Origin of the sequence: Arthrobacter sp. 2MCAF14, from assembly GCF_052115645.1 — a bacterium.
Taxonomy (GTDB): Bacteria; Actinomycetota; Actinomycetes; order Actinomycetales; family Micrococcaceae; genus Arthrobacter.
On record NZ_JBFRHB010000011.1, the window covers coordinates 39852 to 56663 of the forward strand.

Annotated in this window: 19 protein-coding genes; 9 read left to right on the forward strand and 10 right to left on the reverse strand. The window is 63.3% G+C overall.

What is annotated here, in order from left to right; genetic code table 11:
* Nucleotides 1-7: 7 nt before the first annotated feature.
* The 3 genes from AB4074_RS09790 to AB4074_RS09800 all read right to left on the reverse strand — a co-directional run bounded on the left by AB4074_RS09790 (nt 8) and on the right by AB4074_RS09800 (nt 2448).
* The gene (locus AB4074_RS09790; RefSeq protein ID WP_441413214.1) at nt 8-808 is read right to left on the reverse strand and encodes a hypothetical protein; all 801 of its coding nucleotides are present in this window, start codon (nt 806-808) and stop codon (nt 8-10) included.
* Between the two features lie 235 nt (nt 809-1043).
* Complete coding sequence (locus AB4074_RS09795) at nt 1044-1520, reverse strand: hypothetical protein (protein WP_441413215.1); 477 nt, start codon at nt 1518-1520, stop codon at nt 1044-1046.
* A 379-nt stretch (nt 1521-1899) separates the two neighbouring features.
* Entirely contained in the window at nt 1900-2448 is a 549-nt protein-coding gene (locus AB4074_RS09800) for a YceI family protein (RefSeq protein WP_441413216.1), read from the reverse strand.
* A gap of 204 nt (nt 2449-2652) precedes the next feature.
* On the opposite strand from AB4074_RS09800, the gene AB4074_RS09805 reads away from it, so the two are divergent.
* Genes AB4074_RS09805 through ccsB form a run of 5 tightly spaced genes read left to right on the forward strand, consistent with a single transcriptional unit; the run spans nt 2653 to nt 7553 of the window.
* Nucleotides 2653-3315, forward strand: a complete 663-nt coding sequence (locus tag AB4074_RS09805; RefSeq protein ID WP_441413217.1) for a histidine phosphatase family protein — start codon at nt 2653-2655, stop codon at nt 3313-3315.
* A 2-nt stretch (nt 3316-3317) separates the two neighbouring features.
* Complete coding sequence (locus AB4074_RS09810) at nt 3318-3968, forward strand: TlpA family protein disulfide reductase (protein ID WP_441413284.1); 651 nt, start codon at nt 3318-3320, stop codon at nt 3966-3968.
* 14 nt (nt 3969-3982) lie between these two features.
* Nucleotides 3983-4738: a cytochrome c biogenesis CcdA family protein gene (locus AB4074_RS09815; RefSeq protein WP_441413218.1), complete on the forward strand. Its 756-nt coding sequence runs from the start codon at nt 3983-3985 to the stop codon at nt 4736-4738.
* Nucleotides 4738-6489, forward strand: coding sequence for a cytochrome c biogenesis protein ResB (gene resB / locus AB4074_RS09820; RefSeq protein WP_441413219.1), 1752 nt, complete (start codon nt 4738-4740; stop codon nt 6487-6489). The genes AB4074_RS09815 and resB overlap by 1 nt, the downstream gene beginning before the upstream one ends.
* Nucleotides 6489-7553 (forward strand): c-type cytochrome biogenesis protein CcsB, encoded by a 1065-nt coding sequence (ccsB, locus tag AB4074_RS09825; protein WP_236812673.1) that lies wholly within the window; start codon nt 6489-6491, stop codon nt 7551-7553. The genes resB and ccsB overlap by 1 nt, the downstream gene beginning before the upstream one ends.
* Before the next feature lie 169 nt (nt 7554-7722).
* On the opposite strand, the gene AB4074_RS09830 is transcribed toward ccsB, so the two are convergent.
* Nucleotides 7723-8100: a PLD nuclease N-terminal domain-containing protein gene (locus AB4074_RS09830; RefSeq protein ID WP_437771316.1), complete on the reverse strand. Its 378-nt coding sequence runs from the start codon at nt 8098-8100 to the stop codon at nt 7723-7725.
* A gap of 81 nt (nt 8101-8181) precedes the next feature.
* Between AB4074_RS09830 and AB4074_RS09835 the strand changes: the two genes are divergently transcribed.
* Nucleotides 8182-8490, forward strand: a complete 309-nt coding sequence (locus AB4074_RS09835; protein WP_441413220.1) for a DUF4229 domain-containing protein — start codon at nt 8182-8184, stop codon at nt 8488-8490.
* A 227-nt stretch (nt 8491-8717) separates the two neighbouring features.
* Here AB4074_RS09835 and AB4074_RS09840 read toward each other — a convergent pair whose 3' ends face one another.
* The 5 genes from AB4074_RS09840 to AB4074_RS09860 form a co-directional block, all read right to left on the reverse strand.
* A complete protein-coding gene (locus tag AB4074_RS09840) occupies nt 8718-9599 on the reverse strand; it encodes a 1,4-dihydroxy-2-naphthoate polyprenyltransferase (RefSeq protein ID WP_441413221.1) in 882 nt (293 codons plus the stop codon).
* Nucleotides 9600-9660: 61 nt separating this feature from the next.
* Nucleotides 9661-10794, reverse strand: coding sequence for an AMP-binding protein (locus tag AB4074_RS09845; protein WP_441413222.1), 1134 nt, complete (start codon nt 10792-10794; stop codon nt 9661-9663).
* Between the two features lie 9 nt (nt 10795-10803).
* Nucleotides 10804-11757, reverse strand: coding sequence for a 1,4-dihydroxy-2-naphthoyl-CoA synthase (locus AB4074_RS09850; RefSeq protein ID WP_059389529.1), 954 nt, complete (start codon nt 11755-11757; stop codon nt 10804-10806).
* A gap of 21 nt (nt 11758-11778) precedes the next feature.
* Nucleotides 11779-12216, reverse strand: a complete 438-nt coding sequence (locus AB4074_RS09855; protein WP_441413223.1) for a VOC family protein — start codon at nt 12214-12216, stop codon at nt 11779-11781.
* Between the two features lie 136 nt (nt 12217-12352).
* Nucleotides 12353-13081: a CPBP family intramembrane glutamic endopeptidase gene (locus tag AB4074_RS09860; RefSeq protein WP_441413224.1), complete on the reverse strand. Its 729-nt coding sequence runs from the start codon at nt 13079-13081 to the stop codon at nt 12353-12355.
* Nucleotides 13082-13282: 201 nt separating this feature from the next.
* Between AB4074_RS09860 and AB4074_RS09865 the strand changes: the two genes are divergently transcribed.
* Nucleotides 13283-14761: an amino acid permease gene (locus tag AB4074_RS09865; RefSeq protein WP_345448984.1), complete on the forward strand. Its 1479-nt coding sequence runs from the start codon at nt 13283-13285 to the stop codon at nt 14759-14761.
* Between the two features lie 125 nt (nt 14762-14886).
* On the opposite strand, the gene AB4074_RS09870 is transcribed toward AB4074_RS09865, so the two are convergent.
* Entirely contained in the window at nt 14887-15612 is a 726-nt protein-coding gene (locus tag AB4074_RS09870) for a dienelactone hydrolase family protein (protein WP_441413225.1), read from the reverse strand.
* A gap of 73 nt (nt 15613-15685) precedes the next feature.
* Between AB4074_RS09870 and AB4074_RS09875 the strand changes: the two genes are divergently transcribed.
* Together AB4074_RS09875 and AB4074_RS09880 are read left to right on the forward strand one after the other, a co-directional pair.
* Complete coding sequence (locus AB4074_RS09875) at nt 15686-16144, forward strand: SRPBCC family protein (RefSeq protein WP_441413226.1); 459 nt, start codon at nt 15686-15688, stop codon at nt 16142-16144.
* The gene (locus tag AB4074_RS09880) at nt 16144-16803 is read left to right on the forward strand and encodes a pentapeptide repeat-containing protein (protein ID WP_236812652.1); all 660 of its coding nucleotides are present in this window, start codon (nt 16144-16146) and stop codon (nt 16801-16803) included. Before AB4074_RS09875 ends, AB4074_RS09880 begins: the two co-directional genes overlap by 1 nt.
* The last annotated feature ends 9 nt before the right edge of the window (nt 16804-16812 follow it).

A 16812-nucleotide genomic window follows, 5' to 3' on the forward strand; every position in this document is an offset into this window, starting at 1 on the left:
GTATGGCCTAGCGGCCGTAAGGCGCCTGGCCGTAGGGGTTCGCGAACGGCTGGGCTTTCCGGAAGTACGGCGCCGAGGCCGGCAAGTACAGCAGCACGATCGCGGCGATGCCCAGAAGGATGGTGATGGTGCCCATGCCGATCTGGGTCAGGCCCAGCAGGGAAATTGCGGCAAAGACCGTGCCCAGGATGCGGGCCCAGTTCTTCCCCTTGCGGACATTGAATGCAACCAGTGCGTAGAGCCCGGCAAAGATCACCGAGAAAATAACCAGGACGGTGACCAGAATGTTGATAAAGCTGCTGGTGTCTATGCCTGAAGCGCTGGTTCCCTGCGCCGACAGGGCCTGATCCAACATGCTCTTGCCCGCCGGTGAGTTCAGCGTAGCGATCGTGAACGGAATGCCGATCAAGGTCAGCAAGCCGGCTGCAAGCATGAGCCAGAAGGAGATATTGACCAGCTGCGGGACTCCGGACGTCGCGGCAGGCTGCTGGCTCGGCCAGGCGACCGGTCCGCCCTGACCGTACTGCGGGACGGGAGGCTGGCCGTACTGCGGCTGCTGAGGTGCCTGCTGGCCGTACATCGGTGCCTGCTGCCCGTACTGGGGTGCGGAAGGCTGGCCGTAAGGGGGCTGCTGACCCTGCTGCGGAGCCTGCTGCCCGTACTGTGGCGCGGAAGGCTGGCCGTACTGGGGAGCTTGCTGGCCGTATTGCGGCTGCTGACCCTGCTGAGGTGACTGCTGGCCGTATTTCGGCTCCTCAGGGGTGGGATTCTCGCCGGGAGTGGATGGCGGGTACGGAGGGGTGCTCATGGCATTCCTTTGCGTGTCGACTGCAGATACGGCTGCCGGGTGCAACGTGCCCTGCCCCCAGCTCGGCTTAATTCCACCGTACCCCGACGGCACAGTGCTGGTGATGATTCACGGGAAGAATTCTCGCCGAACAAGCTTCGGCGGATCCCCCGTGAATGGAGCGAGGACAAACGGAAGGCCGCGGGGTCCTCCCGGGACCGGCCGCGGCCTTCAGTTATGGGTACTGGGTTGTCCGTTATACGAAGTGCTTCCTGGACTCCGGAAGCCACATCAAGACCGCAGCCGCGACGGCTACCGCCGATCCGATGAAGTTGAGGTTAAGGGTAACCACCTGGACCAGAAGGGAAATTACCGCGAACGCTCCGAGGATGGTCAGGACAAGTCGCGCCCAGCGGGAGCCCTCCTTGAGTCGAATGGCAATGAAGATGTAGAGGGCTGCGAACACCAGGCTGAAAATCAGGCCCACAATGCCAGGGCCCACCATCATCTCGCCGAAGAGGCCGCGCATCGTGAAGATGTTCAGGAAGCTGGCAACAATACCCAAGGCGCCAGCCGCGACCCACAACCAGTAAGAGATGGTCAGCTGCTGCGGCACTCCGGTGGTGTCCCGAAAGCGCTGCGCGATGTTGTTGAAGTCGAGTCCAAAAGTGTTCCGCGCCGGGGCCGCGTAGCCGAGTCCTGCCGGCGGGGCGGTATTCGGACCCGCCGGCATGCCGTAGGCGGGTTGGCCCTGCTGCTGGTATCCGGGAGCGGGCTGCTGGTAAGAGGGGGCGCTTGGTAAGAAGGAGGTGCTTGGTATCCCTGCGGAGGCTGGTAACCCGCAGGAGGGACATTGCCGGGCTGCGGTGGCTGGGCTCCGGGCTGCTGAGGCTGAGGAGCTTCGTTTGGGTTACTCATGGCATCACTTTAGACCTGAGGTTTAAGGATTCATAGGAAATTCTTGGCTAATTCGCCGCTAAGTCTCGGCTTTTCCCCGAACAATGGGCGGGTGACACCGCGAGAAAAAATGGCGCCTTCGGGGCTGCACACGCAATCGTGTGCGGCCCCGAAGGCGCCATTCAGTCCGGGAACCCGGAGGATTTGGAACGGGATCAGGCGGCAGGTGCGATGAAAGCCAGTTCGAGGTTGATGACAACCTTGTCGCTGACCAGCACGCCGCCAGCCTCAAGCACTGCGTTCCAGGTCAGGCCGAAGTCCTTGCGGCTGATGGTGGTCTCACCGGAGACGCCTGCGCGGGTGTTGCCGAACGGGTCAACGGCCACGCCGTTGAACTCGGTCTCGATGGTGACCTCTTTGGAGACGCCCTTGATGGTCAGATCGCCCACGAGGTCGAAGCTGTCGCCGTTGGCCTTGACGTGGCGGGAGACGAAACTGATTTCCGGGAACTTCTCCACATCGAAGAAGTCCTCGCCCTTGACGTGGCCGTCGCGGTTGGCGTCGCCCGAGTCGAAACTGGCGGTCTGGATGGTTGCTGCGACCTTGGAGTCGGTCAGGCCGCTGCCGAGTTCCAAGGTGGCCTCGGCCTCGGTGAATTGGCCGCGGACCTTGCTGATGCCTGCGTGGCGGACGGTGAAGCCGATCTCGCTGTGGGAGTTGTCGAGGGTCCAGACGCCGGTGGTGACGTTTGCGGGAAGAGTCATGGGGTTCTCCTTGGGAAGGTGTGATCGTAGCTTCATCGGGTCGTTCGGCCGTACTTAGTTGAAGTGTCAACCGAACCTTGTGTCAAGTATAAACATGCAAATGCATCTTTTATTCCACCTTCGGGGAACATTCTGAAGAAACTTTCAGTTCTACGAAACGTAGAAGATTTCAGATCGCCCGCCTTCTTTGAGAAACTGGTAAACATGCCCCAAGCAACTGTCCATCTGCTCCGCCATGGCGAGGTCTACAATCCCGACGGCATTCTGTACGGCAGGCTGCCCGAATTCCACCTCTCCGAACGCGGCCGCGAGATGGCCAAGATGCTCGCGGACCACTTCGCCGCCCGCGTCGCCCAGGGGGCGAACATCGTCTACCTTGTCTCCTCGCCGTTGACCCGCGCACAGGAAACCGCCCTCCCCACTTCCCAGGCGCTGGACCTCCAGATCCACACGGAACCGCGGATCATCGAGGCGGAGAACCATTTCGAAGGGCTCAAGGCCAACATCTCCGAATTCATCAAGCCCAAGCATTGGTTCGAGTACCGCAATCCGCTGCGCCCGTCCTGGGGCGAGTCTTACCAGGACCAGGTGGCCCGCATGCGTGCCGCCGTCGAGGACGCCCGGCTGAAAGCGATCGAACTCGGCGGCGATGGTGCCGAAGCCATCCTCGTCAGCCACCAGCTCCCCATCTACGCCACGCGCCTCAGCGCGGAAGGCCGGCCCCTGTGGCACGATCCGCGCAAGCGCGAGTGCACGCTGACGTCGCTGACTTCCCTGATGTTCGACGACGGCAAGGTCGCGCGGGTGGAGTACAGCGAACCCGCTGCCGTGCTGCTGCCCGGTGCCGCGAAGACGCCCGGAGCATGACAATGAACGGGAACACCACGAGCCGCAAGACCAGCGGCCAGAAGATCAATGCCGCCTTGACTTCACGCCGCAGCTTCCTGGCTGTCGGGGGAGTAGCACTCTCTGCACTGACCATGGGCTTGTCCGCCTGTGCCCAGGAAGACGCCCTGGCCCAGCAAGCGAAAGCCGGGGACAACAAGAACTACGTTGCCGGGGATGGCTCGGTGACCGAATTCGCCAAGGCGGACCGCAAGGCCGCCGTCGGGATCAAGGGCACTTTGTTCGACGGAACTGCCGTGACCCCGCAGGACCTGCTTGGCAAGGTAACCGTCCTCAACTTCTGGTTCGCCGCGTGTGCGCCGTGCCGGGTTGAAGCGCCGATCCTCGAGGAACTGCGCCAGGAGTTCAAGAGCAAAGGTGTCCAGTTCTACGGTGTGAACCTTCGGGACGAGAAGGCCACGGCCGATGCGTTCGACCAGACGTTCAAGCTCACGTACCCCAGCTTCGACGACAAAGACGGCGCCGTGCTGCTGTCTGTCTCCGGCATTGTGCCGCCCGGTGCGGTGCCCACCACACTCGTGCTCGACAAAGAAGGCAAGGTTGCTGCCCGCGTCCTGGGCGAGATTGAGAAGAGCACTCTCAAGGCACTCATCACCACTGCGGTTGCCGAGTAGGTGGCCCGGACAGCGTGAACAGCCCTTTCGCCGAGACCATCCTGAGCGGTTCCTTACTGCTGGCCATCCCCGTGGCTTTGCTGGCCGGACTCGTGTCCTTCCTGTCGCCGTGCGTCCTGCCCCTCGTTCCTGGCTACCTCGGCTACGTGACCGGGCTGACCGGCGTCGACCTCCAGAAGCAAAAGCGCGGGCGTATGCTCGCGGGAATCGGCCTGTTCGTCCTCGGATTCTCCTCGATTTTCGTCCTGCTCGGCGGCGCCTTCGGCCAATTGGGGACCCTCATCACAGGCCCGCAGAACGCGTGGATCACCCAATTGCTGGGTATTCTGGTGATCATCATGGGCGTCGTCTTCCTGGGCGGCTTCGGTTGGTTGCAGCGCGACGCCAAAATCCATGCCAAGCCGCCCGCCGGGCTGTGGGGTGCGCCGTTGCTGGGCATCACGTTCGGCCTCGGTTGGGCGCCCTGTATTGGTCCTACCTATTCCGCCGTCCAGTTGCTGAGCCTTTCCGGGGGGTCGTCCGCCGCGAAGGGGGCCCTCCTGGCGTTTGTCTATAGTCTTGGCCTGGGCATTCCCTTCCTTTTGATAGCCCTCGCAGTCCGCCGGGGGATGGGTGTGATGTCCTTCTTCCGCCAGCATCGCCTCGCGATCCAGCGGATGGGCGGGGGCATCCTGATCCTCCTGGGAATCCTGATGGCGACGGGAGTGTGGGGCGCCTGGGTAACCGGGCTCCAGTACTGGTTCCAAACCGATGTGAAGTTGCCGATCTGATGAGCGAGCCCGTGCAAGGTAAAAAGAAGTCCAACAAGTCCGCTAGCAAACCAGCGGCAGCTGACAAGGCGAATGACAACGCCGCTGAGAAGGCGAATGAGAAGGCGATTGACAAGGCAGTTGACAGGGCTAAAGCCCAGGCCGCACTGCCGGTCCTCGGGATCGTAGGCATGCTGCGCTGGGCCTGGACCCAGCTGACCAGTATGCGTACTGCGCTTTTCCTGCTGCTGCTCCTGGCCGTCGCGGCGGTTCCTGGCTCGCTGTTCCCGCAGCGTCCGGCGAACCCTTCGATCGTGACGCAGTACATCAGCGACCACCCGGACTACGGCAAGCTCCTGGACTCCGTGCAGCTCTACGACGTGTACTCCTCGGCCTGGTTCTCGGCGATCTACATTCTTCTGTTCATCTCCCTGATCGGCTGTGTCACGCCACGGGCCATCGCCCACTACAAGGCGATGCGCTCCCAGCCGCCGCGGACCCCGAAGCGTCTCTCCCGCCTCCCGGAGTACGGCACGCTTGTGCTGCCCGCCGACGCCGGGATCCCGGCGTCGAAGGCTATCTCGGACGCCGCTGCGGTACTGAAGAAGCGCGGCTACCGCGTGGAGGTTCGCGACGTCGACGCCGCCATGCCTTCATTAGGTGCCGAGCGGGGCTTCCTCAAGGAAGTGGGCAATCTTGTGTTCCACGCTTCGCTGATCGGAGTGTTGGTTTCGGTGGCGGTCGGCGGGCTGTTCGGCTATAGCGGCCAGCGCATCCTGGTGGAAGGCGATACCTTCGTGAACACCTTGGTGGGCTATGACCAGTTCAGCCCGGGCACCAACTTCCAGAGCAGCTGGCTGCAGCCGTACTCAATCCAGCTGAACAAGTTCGACGTGCAGTTCGACCGGGAATCGCCGGCGCACTTCGGCCAGCCCATCGACTTCACGGCCGACGTCACCACCAAGGACACCCCGGACGCACCCGCTAAGAAGCAGGTCCTCAAGGTCAACGATCCCGTGACCCTTGGCGATACCAGCATTTACCTGACAGGCAACGGCTATGCTCCTGTGGTCACGGTCCGGGACGGCGCCGGCAACGTCGCCATGCAGGGACCTGTCGTGGCCAAGCTGCAAGGTGACAACTACTACTCCTCGGTGGTCATCAAGGTTCCCGATGCCAAGCCCGATCAGCTCGGCTTCGCAGGGTTCTTCCTTCCCACCGCGATGGTGACGGACAAGGGCCTCGCCTACAGCGGCGATCCCTCACTCATCAATCCGCAGTTGAACCTCAACTCGTACTACGGTGACCTCGGCCTGAACAAGGGCACCCCGCAGAACGTTTTCGAGCTCGACGTCGCCAAGCTGACCCCGCTCAACGGCCGCGGCATGGCGGACAAGGCCATCGCGATCGCCCCTGGAGGCACGTACACGCTTCCTAACGGCAAGGGCAGCATCACTTTCGATGGCGTCAAGAAGTACGTCGGCGTTGACATCCACCACAATCCGGGCCAGGCCACGGCGCTTGTGTTCGCCCTGCTGGCGGTCGCCGGACTGATTCTCTCCCTCTACCTGAACCGCCGCCGCGTCTGGGTCCGGACCGGAACCCACGACGACGGGCGCACAATGGTGGAGTACGGTCTCCTTGCCCGCGGCGAGGACCACAGGCTGGCCGGCGAAGCTGCCGCGATCCGCGAACTGCTGCAACGAGAATGGCTGCTCCACACAGGGCAGTCCACCGACACCGTTTCTTCCTCAACCTCGAAGGACCAGTAATGTTCCCCATCAACGAAACCATGGGCCAGTACAGCGAGCTTTTCATGCTGCTCGCGGCCGGCACCTACACGGTGGCGTTCATCGCTTTCGCGTGGGACCTCGCCAAGAGCAGCAAAATGCTGAAGGCAGTTGACCTGAAGGCGGCCTCTTCGGTGGCAGCCGAGGTCAAGGTTCCGGTGGCTGCCGGCCGTGCCGGCGGAAACGACGTCGGGGGACCTGCCGGCCGTACTGAGCGCCCGACATCGGCGATCACGTCCGTCAACCAGACCGCCGGCGGTGACATGAAGTACGCCGCCGAGCGCCGCATTCCCGCCCGCGTGGCAGTGGCAGTCGCGATCATCGGCGTGGCAATCCATGGCGCCGGGGTCATCACCCGTGCGATCGGCGCGGGCCGGGTGCCGTGGGGCAACATGTACGAGTTCCTGACCACCGGTGCTTTCCTGGTGGTTGCGGTCTTCCTGCTGTCGTTGATCCGCCGCGACCTGCGCTTCCTGGGTACCTTCGTGCTGGGCCTCGCCGTGATTATGATGGTGGCCGCGTCCGTGACGTACTGGACCCCGGTGGGCCACTTGGTCCCGGCACTGCAGAGCTACTGGCTGGTCATCCACGTCTCCATCGCAGTGATGTCCGCGTCCCTGTTCACCTTGACGTTCGCCATGTCAGCCCTGCAGTTGCTGCAATCGCACCGGCAGAAGACCTTGGCTGCCGGCGGCGTGGACAAACTGGGCTTCATGCGGCTCGTACCGAACGCGTTGAGCCTGGAAAACTTGTCCTACCGCATCAACACTGTGGGATTCGTGGGCTGGACCTTCACCCTCATGTTCGGTGCCATCTGGGCCGAGAAAGCCTGGGGCCGCTTCTGGGGCTGGGACACCAAGGAAGTCTGGACCTTCGTGATCTGGGTGGTCTACGCCGGCTACCTGCACGCTCGCGCCACCCGCGGCTGGACGGGAACCCGCGCGGCCTGGTTGTCGATTGCAGGCTACTTGTGCGTGATCTTCAACTTCACCGTGGTCAACGTGTTCTTCAACGGCCTGCACTCTTACTCGGGGCTTTCGCAGTAGGTTCAACGTGCTGGTCCCGCGGGCCGGGTCCGCGGGCATCAGCGCCTTGCCGTTCTGACCCTTTTTGAATTAACGACGACGGCGACACTCCGCACTTGCGGGCGTGTCGCCGTCGTTCGCGCTTCAAAAGAGGTCAGGAAGGGTGGCTCTGAGCGTCTCAGCGGGGCCGTCAGCTGTTGACGTCGCCGCTGTCGTCGGCCTTGGATTCGCCCTTGAGCTTGCGTTCCTTGGCTTCGAGGTCGGCCTTGAGCTTCTTCAGCCGTTCGGCTTCGGCCTGGTTGCGACGGCGGACCTCCAGGTTCCGGAGAAAGTCGGGGTCGTCGTCGGGGGCTGTGGGATGGCTCGCGGGCTGCGGGGTAGGCCGGATGTTGTAGGGACGGCCGATAAGGAACCAGAGAACCGCGCCGAGGACCGGCAGAAGGATCATCACCACAATCCATGCGGGTTTGGAAATTCCCCGGGTAGAGCGGCGGTCGGTGCGAATGACGTCCACCAGCCCATAGACGAACACGAGCAGGACGGCCACAACTGCAACAACGCGGAGCATACCGTCAAGTCTAGTCGCCGTCGGGTCCGGTGATAGCTGTGCGATCAGGGTGCAATCAGGCTGTGAGGCTAAACTTGATCCGTGGCTTTCCTCAAATACTCCCTGATCCGTCTTGCGATCTTCGTACCGCTCTTCGTTATCTTCGCGCTCCTGCAGACGGGTTTGTTCCTCGCGGCGATTTTCGCGGGCCTCATCGCGTTCGCCATCAGCTACCTGTTCTTCCAGAAGCAGCGCGACGCCGCCACTGCCGCCATGCGCGAACGTTTCTCCGGGCGGGCCAAGCCCATCCGCTCTGCGTTGGAGATTGAAGATGCCTCGATCGAGGACCGGCTGGTCGATGAAAACCCTGCGGTAAAGGTCGAGAACGACCGCCGCCCCAACGAATCCTAGAAGTCCAAAGCCCAGATGTGAGCGAGGGCCCGGGGGAAGACGCTCGCTCACATATGCGGCACTTTCGACCGACGCCCGCTCACATATGCGGCACTTTCGACCGACGCCCGCTCACATGAGGTGAGCGAGGGTTTGGGGAAACGGGGCTATAGGTGAGCGAGGGTTTGGGGAAACGGGGCTATAGGTGAGCGAGGGTTTGGGGAAACCGGGCTATATGTGAGCGAGGGTTAGAAGCCGTGGCTCAGGATGAGGCCCAGTGAGAACAGCACGCTGTAGCCAAGGTTGATCATTCCGGTCTGCTTGAGCACCGGGATAAGGCTCTTGCGCTTCCGGCCGTTGACCATGAGCCAAGCCGGCATGAGGCAGGCAGGGATCAGCAGCAGCACTATCAGCATCCACGGCTTGGTGGGCGCCAGTATCACGACCAACAGGATCGCCACGGCCAGCATCAGGACGTAACTCTCGCGGGCGTGGCGGTCGCCAAGTCGCACCGCCAGCGTCCGCTTGCCTGCCGCCGTATCCGTGGGGATATCCCGCACATTGTTGGCCATCAGCAAGGCACACGCAATCAATCCCGTGCCGATGGCGCCGATGACGGCCGGAAGGCTCACTTGTCCGGCCTGCGTGTAGGTGGTGCCGAGCGTTGCCACCAGGCCGAAGAAAACAAACACGAACAGGTCGCCAAAGCCCATGTAGCCGTACGGGTTCTTGCCGCCGGTGTACCCCCACGCAGCAAGGACGCAGCCCATTCCCACCAGGATCAGCCACCAGCTCTGCGTGATGATCACCAGTACCAGGCCGAATATCATGGCCAGGCCGAACGCACCGAAGGCAGCCCACTTGACCTGTGCGGGGCGTGCTACACCGGAGCCGACCAGCCGGAGCGGACCCACGCGGTCCTCATCAGTGCCACGGATACCGTCCGAGTAGTCGTTGGCGTAGTTGACTCCGATCTGCAGGAGCAGCGCCACGAGGGCGGCGAGGATGGCATTCAAGAGCCGGAAAGATTGCAGCTCGTAGGCGGCCGCTGTGCCGATCAGCACCGGCGCGATCGCAGCCGGCAGGGTGCGCAGGCGGGCGCCTTGAATCCATTGTGCAGCTGTTGCCACGTTCAGTACCTCGTGTTGTTTCGCGTTGGGGGAAGGCAAATGATGGTCAGGGAGGACGTGTCTATTCTCCCTGATGCACCTCGGTGAGAAGCTCGATCATCGCCAGCCGGTCCGGCTTTCCATTGGGGAGCATGATGAGGCCATCCGTGGTCAGCACCGTTTTGGGAGCGAGGGTCCCTAGCGATTCCTGGCAGCGGGCCTTGTAGTCCGCGATGCTTTCCGGGGAGCTGTCCTCGACGGCAACATAAGCTGCCACCGCCTGGCCCCACTCGCGGGAAGGCACCCCGGCCACGAAAGCCGCCGTGACGCCGTCGAACTTTTCAAGCTCCGCCTGGATAAACGCGGCGGAGGCTTTCACGCCGCCGGTGATGATGACGTCGTCGGCGCGTCCCAGCACCGTGAGGGTTCCGTCGTCGGCGAGCTCGCCGAGATCGTTGGTGCAGTACCAGCGGGTGCCGTCCTCCTCGAAGAACGCTTCGGCGTTCGCCTCGGGCGCGTCCAGGTAACCGGAAGCCACAGTATCGCCGCCCAGGAGGACCCGGCCGTCGTCGTCGAGCATGACCTGGACGCCCTCAAGCGGCCTTCCGTCGTACACGCAACCGCCGCACGTCTCGGCGGAGCCATAGGTGGTCACGACCTTCAGTCCGGCCTCCCTGGCGGCGTCCAGCAGTGGGGCGGGTGCAGGCGCGCCGCCTAGGAGGATGCCGTTGAAACGGCGAAGTACTGCGAGGGTCTGCGGCGATGGTGAGTCCAGGAGCCTCTGCAGCTGCGTCGGCACCAAGGAGGTGAAGCGGATCGTGTCGGTCAGCTCTTCGGCGGCGGAGGTGAAGGCCTCCGGAGTGAAGCCATTCGAAAGGTCCATGGCCCACGGACGCGTGCCCGCGAAGAGCGAGCGGACCAGCACCTGAACCCCGGCGACGTATTGCAGCGGCAGGGCCAGGAGCCATTGGCCCTCGCCCCGGAGCGCGATGGCGGTGGCCATGGAAGAAGCGGCGAGCTCATCGACCGTGAGCACCGTGGCCTTGGGTGTACCGGTGGAACCGGAAGTGCGGACCACTACCGCGGCGTCTTCGAAACCGGGCGTTTCAACGGGGACCGCCACCGGGGTGCCGTCCTCCGGGACGACGATTTCGACGGCGGGGCCCTCATCGTGGAGGGCGGCGGCCAAGGCTTTGAGAACGGGATCGATGTTCACGGGCGAGTCCTAGAAGTAGTACGGAAAGTTGGACCAGTCCGGATCGCGCTTCTCAAGGAAGGCTTCCTTGCCCTCGACGGCTTCGTCCGTCATGTAGGCCAGGCGCGTGGCCTCCCCGGCGAAGACCTGTTGGCCGGCCAGGCCGTCGTCGGCCAGGTTGAAGGCGAACTTGAGCATGCGGATGGCCTGTGGGGATTGGCGCGCGATGTCCGCGGCGTACTCCAGGGCGACCTCCTCGAGGCGCTCGTGGTCCACGGCTTCGTTCACGGCCCCCATGCGGACCATGTCCTCCGCGGAATACTCGCGGGCCAGGAAGAAGATCTCGCGGGCGGCTTTCTGCCCGATCTGGCGGGCGAGCAGCGCCGAGCCGTAACCGGCGTCGAAACTTCCCACAGTGGCGTCTGTCTGCTTGAACTTGCCGTGCTCGCGCGAGGCGATGGTGAGGTCCGAGACGACGTGAAGGGAGTGCCCGCCGCCAGCGGCCCAGCCGTTCACGACGGCGATGACCACCTTGGGCATGGTCCGCATGAGCCGCTGGACTTCCAGGATGTGCAGGCGGCCGGCCCGGGCGGGGTCGATGCTCTCCTGCGTCTCGCCGTCGGCATACCGATAGCCGTCGCGGCCGCGGATCCGCTGGTCCCCGCCGGAACAGAAGGAATGGCCGCCGTCCTTGGGGGAGGGGCCGTTTCCCGTGAGGAGCACCGTGGCGACATCCGGAGTCATCCGGGCGTGGTCCATGGCACGGTAGAGCTCGTCAACGGTGCCGGGCCGGAAGGCGTTGCGGACCTCCGGGCGGTTGAAGGCAATCCGGACCGTCGGAAGGTCCCTCGTCACTTTTCCGTCTGCGTCCCGCTCGACCTGCCTGTGGTACGTCATGTCCTGGAAATCGTCGAAACCGGACACTGTACGCCAGCGGGACGGGTCAAAGACGTCGGATACCTTGGCGGGGAAGTCGTTGCTCACCCTCAGAGTCTAGTAATCCCCTCAGCTGATGCAGAACTCGTTGCCTTCGGGATCGGCCATCGTGTGCCATTCGTGCGGCCCTTGCTTGGCTGTCCACAGGTATTTTGCGCCCCGGGCTTCGAGGGCGGCGCGGACGTCGTCCTTGTCCTGTCCGTTGAGGCGCACGTCCCAGTGAACCCGGTTCTTGACGGTTTTGTCCTCTGGAACGGTCTGGAACAGGAAGCGGCGGCGGGTGTCCTTGTCCTGGTCTTCTGCCGGGCCGATGGCCGCACCGTCTTTCCACACGAGCTTGCCGTTGTGGGTGGTGGTCTCATCCTCCGTGGCGAAGCCTTGATCCACCATGGACCGGATGAACGCCTCGTCCTGGGGCTCCACGATCCACTCGAGCGTCTCGGCCCACCAATCGGCCAGGACGTGCGGATTCTTGCAGTCGACTACTACCTGAAAGTTCAGTGCCATGGACTGAACCTACGACGACGGCGCGTGGCCGGGGAAGTGCCTAGCGGACAGTTCCGGTCCGCGTTGCCCAACTGACTCGCAGTTGTTGTCGTTTTGAGGGCTGAAAACGTCACCTACTGCGAGTTAGTTGGGTTGGTTAGCCGCCGAGGAGTTGCGGCGGGATCGCGTAGATCAGCACGACGGCCAACAGGTTCTTGGCGGCGTGAACGAAGTAGGAGAACATCACGTTCTTGCCCGTCCAGACGTAGACGGCCACCAGGACAACGCCCATTCCGAGGTATGGCGCCAGGGCGGGAAGCACCAGGCCTTCACGTCCCACCACGTGTATGGCGGCGAAACAAAGTACGGACAGCACGCAACAAACCCAAATATTGACGCGGCGGGACAGCTTGCCGATCAGGAGGTGCCGGAACAGGTACTCCTCGACGAAGGGACCCAACACCACCAGCAAAGGCACCACGAACCAGGCCGGCAGTTGCAGGACCAGGGACTGCAGGCCCAGTTGGTTCTGCGACTCCTTGGCCGAGCCGGTAACTGTCACCAGAATGGCGGTGATCACCAGCATTGCCACGATGGACAGCGGAATCATGGCAAGCGTGAACCACGGACGGGTCGCCAGGATCAGGAGGTCGCGGGCTATGACGCGCCACGCGGCCGCAACCGCGAACAGGCCCACCGAAGCGTAGAAAGCGAGGTTGATGGCGAAGACGGCGGTTGCGGGGTCGGGGAAGACCTGCTGCATGAAAGTCGTCACCGGGGCCGTGGCGAGGCTCAGAACAGCCGCCAATGACGCGTAGAGTCCGAAAGCCGCAGCGTCCAAGCCCGTGAAACGGTATAGCCTGCCGGCTGGCGGAATGGTGCCCATATGTCCAGCGTAACGCCCCGGTTTGTTGCCCGCGTCACGCTCCGCCGAAATCACCGGGTAGGATGGTTTTGCCGGATTTACCTTCGATGCTTCCGTGTTTTCGCTACTGATTCGACTCGCCAACAGGTTGAAAGCTCGAATTGTTCGTGCCGATGCGCATGAAGCCAGGACCGGCATATCCTCAACCCACAAGGAACAGCTGTGCCTCAAAACACCACAACCGACCTTCAGCGTGAGCCGGGAACCCTGGCTGCGCCCAGTACCTCTACAACTTCCGAAAACCTCAGCGCCGAGGGCTACCAGAAGACCCTGAGCCGCCGCCACGTCACGATGATCGCGATGGGCGGCGCGATCGGCGTCGGCCTCTTCATGGGTGCGGGTGGACGTCTGGCCTCAACCGGCCCGGCCCTCATTTTCTCGTACGCCATTGCCGGCGTCATTGCCTACCTGCTGATGCGGGCCCTTGGCGAACTGATCATGTACCGCCAGACCTCCGGCTCCTTTGTCAGCTACGCCGGTGAAATGTTCGGCAAAAAGGGCGCCTTCCTCTCCGGTTGGATGTACTTCATCAACTGGGCCATGACGGGCATCGCCGAACTCATTGCCATCGGCCTGTACTTCCAGTTCTTCTTCCCGAACGTTCCCGTTGAGCTGTCCGCCATCGCCGCGCTGGTACTGCTGGTGGCCGTGAACCTGTTCAGCGTCAAGGCCTTCGGTGAGTTCGAGTTCTGGGCTTCCTGCCTCAAGGTCGCCGCGATCCTGATCTTCCTGGCCGTGGGCACCTTCATGGTGGTCACGAACGCACAGGTCGGCACCGGTCACGCTTCTGTGGGGAACCTCTTCGCTGCCGATGGAGGCATGTTCCCCAAGGGCGGCCTGGTGATGATCCTGGTCCTCAACGCTGTGATCTTCGCTTACAACGCCATTGAACTGGTCGGCATTACCGCTGGCGAGATGCAGAACCCGGAACGCGAAGTGCCCAAGGCGATCCGCGCCGTCGTGATCCGCATTGTTGTTTTCTACGTCGGTTCCGTCATGTTGCTGGCGATGCTCCTGCCTTCGGACCAGTATCACGCGGGAACGTCCCCGTTCGTCACGGTCTTCGGCCAGATGGGCTTGCCGTGGATGGGCGACGTCATGAACATGGTCGTCATCACCGCCGCACTGTCCTCATGCAACTCCGGCCTGTACTCGATCGGCCGCATCTTCCGCACCATGGCCAACAACGGACATGCCCCCAAATGGCTCACCAAGATGTCCACCCGCCACGTGCCGTACGCGGCCATCCTGGCAATCGGCGCCGTCTACCTCGTGGGCATCCTGCTCAACATCTGGTTGGGCGGTTCGCACGCCTTCGACCTCGCGCTGAACACGGCCTCGATCGGCGTCATCTTCACGTGGGGTTCGATCTTCGCCAGCCAGATCGCGCTGCGCAAGAAGAAGGGCAACGTTTCCAGCCTGCCGATGCCCGGTTCCCCGTGGACCAGCTGGGTTGGCCTGGTCGCCCTCTTGGCCATCACCGTGCTGATCGGCATGGACACCATGACGGACAAGGCCACGGGCGAGGTGTTCCTCCTTGGCCTCTGGACCCTGGCCACCATTCCGTTCTTCGCCTTGGTGCTGTGGCTCGGCTGGCAGAAGGTCAAGAACAACGAGCCGAAGAGCGAACTGTTTAGCTAGGCCCCAGGCCGAGTAGTCCCCACCGCCACCCTCGCCTCGCAAGCTCGGCCAGGGAACCCTGGCGGCGTGGGCCCACACGACGGCGGGCGCTTCCCGCTCCGGGGGCGCCCGCCGTCGTACTGTGCTCAGCCCTTCAGATGCTTCGCGAAGTGGTCCTCGATCCGCCGCCAGGCTTCAGGGGCCGCAGCCGGATCGGGTTTGATGCCCATCACCCGCATCAACGGCCGCAGGGGCTGGGGCCCCACCGGAACGTCGTTCATGAAGGCGTGGCCCGCCGTCGGGAATTCCTTGACGTCGTGCTCGATCCCGAGGTTCGTCAGAGCGGCCTCCAACTTCGCGGCCGCTCCCGGCATCGTCCGGTCCTTGCCTCCGTAGTTGGCCACCACCGGGCATGCACCCTCCAAAGCCTGCTCCAGGTGCCGCGGCAACTGGCCGTAGTTCACGGAGGCGGCGTCGAAGTCGTCGTGGGCCGCTAGCAGGGCGAATGCTCCGCCCATGCAGAAACCGATGACCCCCACTTTTCCGGTGCACCGGGCATCATTGCGGAGCCAGGTCCGCGCAGTGGACACATCCGTAAATGCCCGGCCCGTACCCGACATCAGGGAGCGCATGGTCGCCACGAGGCAGCGCCTCGCGCCGCCGTCGCTGTAGAGGTCGACGGCGAGCGTCAAGTAACCGGCCGAGGCGAGCCGGTCTGCGTGCCGCTGCATCACGTCGTCGAGCCCAAAGGCCTCATGGATGAGTACGACGCCGGGAAACGGCCCTTCGCCGTCGGGCTCGGCAAGGTACCCCTTCAGGCTCCGCGAGCCTCCTGCCGCCACACTGTCCGCGCTCAAGCCGATGTGCACCATGGGTGCAATCCTGCCAGACCCCGCAAGTGTCTTGTCGGCTGTTTTTGTCAGCGGTCGCGGTTAGGCTCGATGCATGGACCACAGCACCACTCTCAGCCAGCACATCAACGCCTCCCGGGAGAAAGTCTGGGCCGTCATCAGCGATATTCCGGGCTCGGCCAAGACGCTCTCGGGCGTCAAAGCCATTCAGATGCTCAGCGAGGGAGCCTACGGTGAGGGCACGCGGTGGAAGGAAACCCGCGCCATGATGGGCAAGGAGGAAACCGTCGAAATGCACGTTTCCCAGAGCGATCCGCCGCGCGCCACCACGGTCAAGGCGCGGCAGGGCGGCGCGGATTACACCACCCGATTCACCCTGGAAGAGCGCGACGGCGGGACCGAACTGGTGTTGTTCTTCGGCGCGGAGATCCTCAAGCCGACTTTCTTCAGCAAGCTCATGATGGTTGCGTTCGGCAAGCTCGGCATGAGCGTCACACGGAAGGCGCTCGCGAAGGATCTCGCCGAAATCGCGGCGAAAGCGGAGGCCCTCTGATGGCGGCGGTCGCCAAGGTGACGGCGCCCCGCATCTCCCCGATCAGGCTCGACGAACTCCGCGACGACCCCGCGCCGGACTTTCAGCGCGGGGAACGGTACGACGGCGTCCGCCTCACCCGTGCCGTTGCCGACGGAGCGGAGCTGAGCGGAGCGGACTTCATCGAGTGTGAATTCAACGGAGTCTCCTTCAACGAAGCGCAGCTGCGTGGCGCGACCTTCCGGGACTGCATCCTGAATGAGCCCTACGCGCCGGTGTTTACCGCTGCGCGCACCTCGTGGCGGGAAGTGGAGATCAGCAACCCGCGTTGGGGTTCAGCGGAGATGTACGAGGGAGCCTGGCATTCGGTGAAGATCGACGGCGGCAAGCTGGACTTCCTGAACCTGCGTGGATCCAAGCTCACGGATGTGGTGATCACGGGCTGCATCATCAACGAACTCGACCTCGGGGCTTGTACTGCGACGCGGATGGTGCTCAAGGACTGCACCATCGGGACGCTGGATGTCACAGGGGCCAAGCTCAAGGATGTGGACCTGCGTGGCTCGGACTTCCGGATGATCAATGGACTTGGTGGACTGTCCGGCGTGGTCATTGACGACTACCAGCTCAGCCTGTTGGCACCCCTTTTGGCCGGACACCTGGGTATCCGGGTGATCTGAGTGAAGGTT

Excerpts from the sequence above, each read along its gene's own strand:
- AB4074_RS09855 (WP_441413223.1), bottom strand. The coding sequence starts at position 12,216 with ATGGCACTGAACTTTCAGGTAGTAGTCGACTGCAAGAATCCGCACGTC.
- AB4074_RS09880 (WP_236812652.1), top strand. The coding sequence starts at position 16,144 with ATGGCGGCGGTCGCCAAGGTGACGGCGCCCCGCATCTCCCCGATCAGG.
- resB (WP_441413219.1), top strand. The coding sequence starts at position 4,738 with ATGAGCGAGCCCGTGCAAGGTAAAAAGAAGTCCAACAAGTCCGCTAGC.
- AB4074_RS09860 (WP_441413224.1), bottom strand. The coding sequence starts at position 13,081 with ATGGGCACCATTCCGCCAGCCGGCAGGCTATACCGTTTCACGGGCTTG.
- AB4074_RS09805 (WP_441413217.1), top strand. The coding sequence starts at position 2,653 with ATGCCCCAAGCAACTGTCCATCTGCTCCGCCATGGCGAGGTCTACAAT.
- AB4074_RS09795 (WP_441413215.1), bottom strand. The coding sequence starts at position 1,520 with ATGCCGGCGGGTCCGAATACCGCCCCGCCGGCAGGACTCGGCTACGCG.
- AB4074_RS09800 (WP_441413216.1), bottom strand. The coding sequence starts at position 2,448 with ATGACTCTTCCCGCAAACGTCACCACCGGCGTCTGGACCCTCGACAAC.
- AB4074_RS09830 (WP_437771316.1), bottom strand. The coding sequence starts at position 8,100 with ATGCTCCGCGTTGTTGCAGTTGTGGCCGTCCTGCTCGTGTTCGTCTAT.
- AB4074_RS09810 (WP_441413284.1), top strand. The coding sequence starts at position 3,318 with ATGAACGGGAACACCACGAGCCGCAAGACCAGCGGCCAGAAGATCAAT.
- AB4074_RS09870 (WP_441413225.1), bottom strand. The coding sequence starts at position 15,612 with ATGGTGCACATCGGCTTGAGCGCGGACAGTGTGGCGGCAGGAGGCTCG.
- ccsB (WP_236812673.1), top strand. The coding sequence starts at position 6,489 with ATGTTCCCCATCAACGAAACCATGGGCCAGTACAGCGAGCTTTTCATG.
- AB4074_RS09875 (WP_441413226.1), top strand. The coding sequence starts at position 15,686 with ATGGACCACAGCACCACTCTCAGCCAGCACATCAACGCCTCCCGGGAG.
- AB4074_RS09790 (WP_441413214.1), bottom strand. The coding sequence starts at position 808 with ATGAGCACCCCTCCGTACCCGCCATCCACTCCCGGCGAGAATCCCACC.